At 59.5% G+C, this 4,825-nt stretch carries 7 protein-coding genes and 1 pseudogene; 3 read left to right on the top strand and 5 right to left on the bottom strand.

The window, feature by feature from the left end:
- Positions 1-272 (top strand): hypothetical protein (locus tag AC01FP_RS16090; RefSeq protein ID WP_474481682.1); only part of this gene is annotated, 272 nt, incomplete at its 5' end.
- 307 nt (positions 273-579) lie between these two features.
- On the opposite strand, the pseudogene AC01FP_RS16085 reads toward AC01FP_RS16090, so the two are convergent.
- From AC01FP_RS16085 to AC01FP_RS16065, 5 genes and pseudogenes are all read right to left on the bottom strand, one after another.
- Positions 580-969, bottom strand: a pseudogene (locus tag AC01FP_RS16085) (Rad52/Rad22 family DNA repair protein); the annotation flags it as partial.
- A gap of 252 nt (positions 970-1,221) precedes the next feature.
- Entirely contained in the window at positions 1,222-2,502 is a 1,281-nt protein-coding gene (locus AC01FP_RS16080; protein WP_474481681.1) for a cation:proton antiporter domain-containing protein, read from the bottom strand.
- 295 nt (positions 2,503-2,797) lie between these two features.
- Positions 2,798-3,106, bottom strand: coding sequence for a hypothetical protein (locus AC01FP_RS16075; protein ID WP_474481680.1), 309 nt, complete (start codon positions 3,104-3,106; stop codon positions 2,798-2,800).
- Between the two features lie 5 nt (positions 3,107-3,111).
- The gene (locus AC01FP_RS16070; protein ID WP_474481679.1) at positions 3,112-3,333 is read right to left on the bottom strand and encodes a DUF3721 domain-containing protein; all 222 of its coding nucleotides are present in this window, start codon (positions 3,331-3,333) and stop codon (positions 3,112-3,114) included.
- 28 nt (positions 3,334-3,361) lie between these two features.
- On the bottom strand, positions 3,362-3,832 hold the full coding sequence (locus AC01FP_RS16065) for a DUF305 domain-containing protein (RefSeq protein ID WP_474481678.1): 471 nt from the start codon (positions 3,830-3,832) through the stop codon (positions 3,362-3,364).
- A gap of 15 nt (positions 3,833-3,847) precedes the next feature.
- Between AC01FP_RS16065 and AC01FP_RS16060 the strand changes: the two genes are divergently transcribed.
- Entirely contained in the window at positions 3,848-4,054 is a 207-nt protein-coding gene (locus AC01FP_RS16060) for a hypothetical protein (RefSeq protein WP_474481677.1), read from the top strand.
- 79 nt (positions 4,055-4,133) lie between these two features.
- The gene (locus tag AC01FP_RS16055) at positions 4,134-4,556 is read left to right on the top strand and encodes a MerR family transcriptional regulator (protein ID WP_474481676.1); all 423 of its coding nucleotides are present in this window, start codon (positions 4,134-4,136) and stop codon (positions 4,554-4,556) included.
- Positions 4,557-4,825 lie beyond the last annotated feature (269 nt).

The raw sequence follows: 4,825 nt of genomic DNA, 5'->3' as shown, positions 1-4,825 counted from the left end.
GCATGCAACTCATTTATTGGGACCCTGCCAAGAAAAGGCTGCGAGTTACCATAGTTGATTCCGGCGGCAACTTCGATCAAGGGCTTGGCTCAATAGAAGCAGGAAAGGTTGTATGGGTAAGTTTTGGAAATTTCGCCGATGGCCGTGCGGTAGAATTCCAATGGGAAACAGTCTTCAGTAACGACGGCAATACTCATATCCACACTGGCTTTGTAAAGTTAGACGGCGTGCAGAACAATTTCTCTGACACTCTAAAACGGGTTGTGAAGTAGCGTTAGGATTTGCAATTTGGCCCCTACGGGACAAACACGGGGTCAAAAATAGTGACATCCTTGCCGCCATTTCATATTGCATTGCCTAACAAGCCCTTCACTATCGGTACAAAAGCTAAGTCCAACTTTCGATAACCTCGGGTGTCCAAATTATTCCTATCCTCTACCCTCAGTGATCCCCTGATTACAGTCGATGAAGCTGCAGACGAATTGGGTGCATGCTTGCTCGTATTGAGTAGGCATCTCAGCAGCCGCCAAGTACCGCCAGCCTGTGCATCGATGCTGTTGAAGGCAAGGCCGTTGGACATCAGGCTGACGGTGGTGACAACGCTGTAATCGATGCGGACGCCGTTGCCCCAGGGGAATCAGCGCCCCTGCTCTTCGTGCTGGGTATGGCGCAGCTGGCTGCAGCAGCCCAAAGGCACCCCATCCACACCAGTGGTGCTCTTGTCCCGGCCATAGCCGCTAAGGCGGACCTTGAAAAGGCTGTTGGCGTTGTCTGTAGGGGCCGAGACGCCTGTGAAGCGCTTGGGAAAGGTTTTGGTGAGACCTTCCAGCGCCGGGCGTGGCAGGGAGTGAATGAAAATGTATAGCTGGTGAACGCACGCTGCTGTTTGTCGTAGAGCGCCAGAGCGAACGGGTTCCCAAAGGTCAGCAGCGCCCTTCTCATCGCATCGGTTTCAGCTTCCTTGCTCGCTGATTCACGGGCCTAGCCTAGGTCGGTGTCAATGCAATAGCCGTCACCACGGCCTTCTCGGATTACGCCACCAACGGTGTTACGCATCCTGGCTGGGGCGCCGGCTAATGCAATTCCTGAGCTTGATCCAAACCTTGAGGCGTGTTCCTTTGATTTGCCCGTAGGCCAGAACAGCATCACCCCTGGTGTCCGCCAATGAGCTGCATAGAGGTGCTGAACCTTGCCGCCCCAGCTAGTCCGCTGGAGAGCAGATCAATCGTGGCTGCAACTGGATTCGGTGGCTTCACAGATGGAAGACGCCTCCCCTGAGCACTCACCAGGGCCGCGCTGACGATCCGGCCGCAGTACCCGATCAGCCACCAGGCCGCTGAGCCAGGCCCCCAGGGGCGCGGTGGTCACGATGCTGAGCACAGCGACCGCCAGGATGATTTCGCCCGGAGCGGCGGGCATCCCAGCGGCCTGCATCGCCATCAGCGGCACGGCGCCGATCGCCGCCTGCACCGTGGCCTTGGGGATGTAGGCAACGGTCACGAACAGCCGCTCGCCGGCGCTGAGTTCGCTGCCTTGCAGGCAGAGCAACGTGCCAAAGCAGCGGGCCACCAGTCCGATCGCAAGCACCGCCAGCCCAGCCAGGCCGCTACGCCAGGCCACACCCAGATCCACCTGAGCGCCCACCAGAGTGAACAGCACCAGCTCGGCGAACACCCAGATTGAGGCCAGCTTGGCTGAAATTGGTTGGGCTAGTTTTGGGCGCAGCTCCAGCAGCAGCACCCCCAAGGCCATCGCTGCCCCTAAGCCCGTGAAGGGCACCAAGGTGTTGATGCTGCTCTGCAGGCGGAGTAACAGCAGCGACAGGGCCAGAATCAGCAGCACCTGGCGGTTGGCATTGGGGCGAAAGCGCTCGATCCAGCGGATTAGCAGCCAGCCCAGACCTGCCCCAGCGGCGATGCCAAGAAGCAGTCCCACCGGCAACTTCAGCAGCTGCACCGGCATGTTGGTGCTCCGGGTTACCAGCAGTCCAAGCAGTGCACCATTGACCACGATCACGGCGATGTCATCGAGGGAGGCGGCCGCCATCACCATCTGGGGAATGGCTTTGTTAGTGCCGCGCCGCTCATCGATCAGCCGCAACATCAGCGGCACCACCACCGCCGGCGAAACCGCAGCAATAACCGAACCCAGCAGGCCCGCCTCCAGCCAGCTCAGGCCCAGCAATGGCTGGGCCACCAGCGAGATCGTGAACCCCTCCAGCGTCGCAGGGATCCAGGCCAGTAGCAGCACGCGCTTCCCTACCTGCTGGAGCGTCTTGAGGTTGAGTCCGAAACCCACGCGTAGCAGGATCACCACCAGCGCCATCTGGCGGAGATCGCCGCTGAAGGCCAGCAGCTTGGGATCAAGCAGCCCAAGGCCCGACTGACCCAGCAGCAGGCCCACCGCCAGCATGCCAATCAGCCCTGGCACTCCCAGGCGGCGAAACAATCCATCGGCCAGGAGGCCCAAGATCAGCAATTCGGCCAGGCCAAACCAGCCCATTGGCTTTCTCCAGTGGCACGTCACCATCGTGCAATCCGGCAGACAGTGGGGTCGATGAGATCGAACCGCACCCAGGGATGCCGCGGACGATCGCCGACGCGCTAGGTGAAAAACTAACAGAGCCGCACCAGAGCGTTGCTTGGTACGGCAACACCGGCTGCGAAGAGGTGGAATCCTTCAAGTTCGCTCATAGTGTGACCAGCACACCGCAGATATACGCGGGGGATAAGCGAATTAGTGGCAAAAGCGATCTGTCGTCGCGGCTCGGCGTGCGGATGGAAGCTTCAGATGTTTCCTACGCACCATTGGTGCTCTTGTTTCTTGCCGCCGGCCTGATGTCCCTGCGGCCTGAAAGCAGCAGAGCTAGGCCGGACCCAATGACCACCAGCGTGAATAACCCCAGCAGTCCGGAGTAGTAGGGCTGCAGATTCAATGGGCCAAAGCGACCGGAGTGAATCTTGAGCAGCCAGAAGGCGTCGATTCCCTGATCGAGCAGCAGGCTGTAGAGCGAGCCGGTTGCAGCGGTGATCAACAGCGGCGCTGCGGCAATTGGTACCACCCAGCGGTGCAGCTGACGCCAGCGAGTTTTAGGCAAAAAAGGCATGACAATTAGTGATGGCGCAGGTGCTGATGCATAGTTGCTTCATTGCTGCAGGGCATCCACTTACCGCTGTTCTGGTGAGTGCCTGTGCAGCCGAGCTCCTTAGCCCGCTGCTCGGCCTGCTGCTGGGAGTCGAACAGCCCTTTGGGGTGGGCGTGGCTGCTCAGCGGTGTTGCTGCCAGCGCCAGGGCGATCAGGGCCATGCGGCTAGTCATGAAGAAGAAATCCATCAATGGTGAATCGATCAGATCAAAAGAGTCAGAACCGAAAGAGTGCGTCGTATTGGCCGTACTCCGGCTTGATCAATCCCTCTTGGCGCAGCATGCGGCGCAGCTCGATGATTTCAGAGCGCTGCGCCACGATGATCTCCCGCGCCAGCCGGCGCACGGTGGGATTGGTGCTCTTTTCCAGGGCGTCGTGGGCCATTTGTAGGGCACCGCCGTGGTGGGCGATCATTCCCTCGAGAAACCACACCACCCGGTTGGCTTTGGTGGGGGTGGAGTCCATCATCTGCATCGCCTGGATCTGGGCGGCGCCCATGCGCTCCAGGTTGCTCATGGAGTTGGGATCACCGCCCGGTCTGAGGGCCACGGGGTATGCCGGAGCTTCTGGATACCAGGCCTTGCGCCACTGGGTCATAGCCTTGATCTCCCGGGCCTGCTCGCGCCAGATGCCGTTAGCCAAGGCGCCTACGCCGGGCGAGCCAATGTTGAACACAAACTCACTCATTCGCAGCGCACCGGTGTGGTGCTGCACCATCGCGTCGATCCAGAGCAGGTCGTAGCTGCTGCCAGCTGGGCCGATTTCATGGCTGTGGCTGTGAGGAGCCGCAGCAGGGGCAGACTTATGGTGCTGGTGCTGGTGCTGGTGGTGGTGGTGGTGGTGGTTTCGATGGTGCTGGTGGGGATCGCCCTGGGCCAAGACGGGGGCGGCCCAGACGGCACTAATTAAGAGAGATGCTGCCAGCGAAAACATTGATAGCGGTTCTGCACAACTCCTATGATGTGATCTCCCCCTACTGGAGAGTCAAGTGGCTGCACTGCAGCTGCCAGAGGTGCAGGCCAAAGAGCTACAAAAGATAGGTGCGGTGGCTGCGCGTTCGGGCGTTTCTGTAAAGACGATCCGCTTTTACTGCGACCAGGGTCTACTGCGGCCAGCAGGCCGAAGTGAGGGACGTTACAGGCTTTTTGATGACTCGGTGCATAGAGAGCTGGCCCTGATCCGCACCCTAAGAGGCCTCGATATCCCTTTGCCAACAATCACCGCCGTGCTGGAGGCCCGCCGCTCGGGGGTATGCACCTGCGACAACTTGCAAAGCACGATCCGCGATAAATCCGGCGAAATCCAGCAGCGGATAGCCGATTTGCAATCCCTCAACAACGAGCTCAACGGACTGCTCAGCACTTGGCAGCGCTGCGGCGGCAGGCCAGCTCAAGTCAGTCCAGGCATCTAGAGGAAGGGCGATGACGCCTGCGATCGTCTTGATCAGCAAGGTGAGCAGCAACAGCACGGTGCCCTTAAGAGCCAATACCTGGGCTGTAGTGAACAGGTAGAAGGGATTGAAAAGCACGACGAGAGTAGGGGCTTACGCCGTCGTGGCGGGTGGTGGATCGAGATAGGACTTTGCCAACAGCTCAACCCCCATGCCAATAAAAAAGCCCCCTTATTACAGGGAGCTTTTGGGATTCCGTTATTACCCAGCCGTAGCTGGGCTGTTGACTA

This window comes from Cyanobium sp. NIVA-CYA 375, from assembly GCF_056108345.1.
Note: the sequence above shows the minus strand (reverse complement) of the source record. Positions and strands in the feature narration are given on the sequence as shown.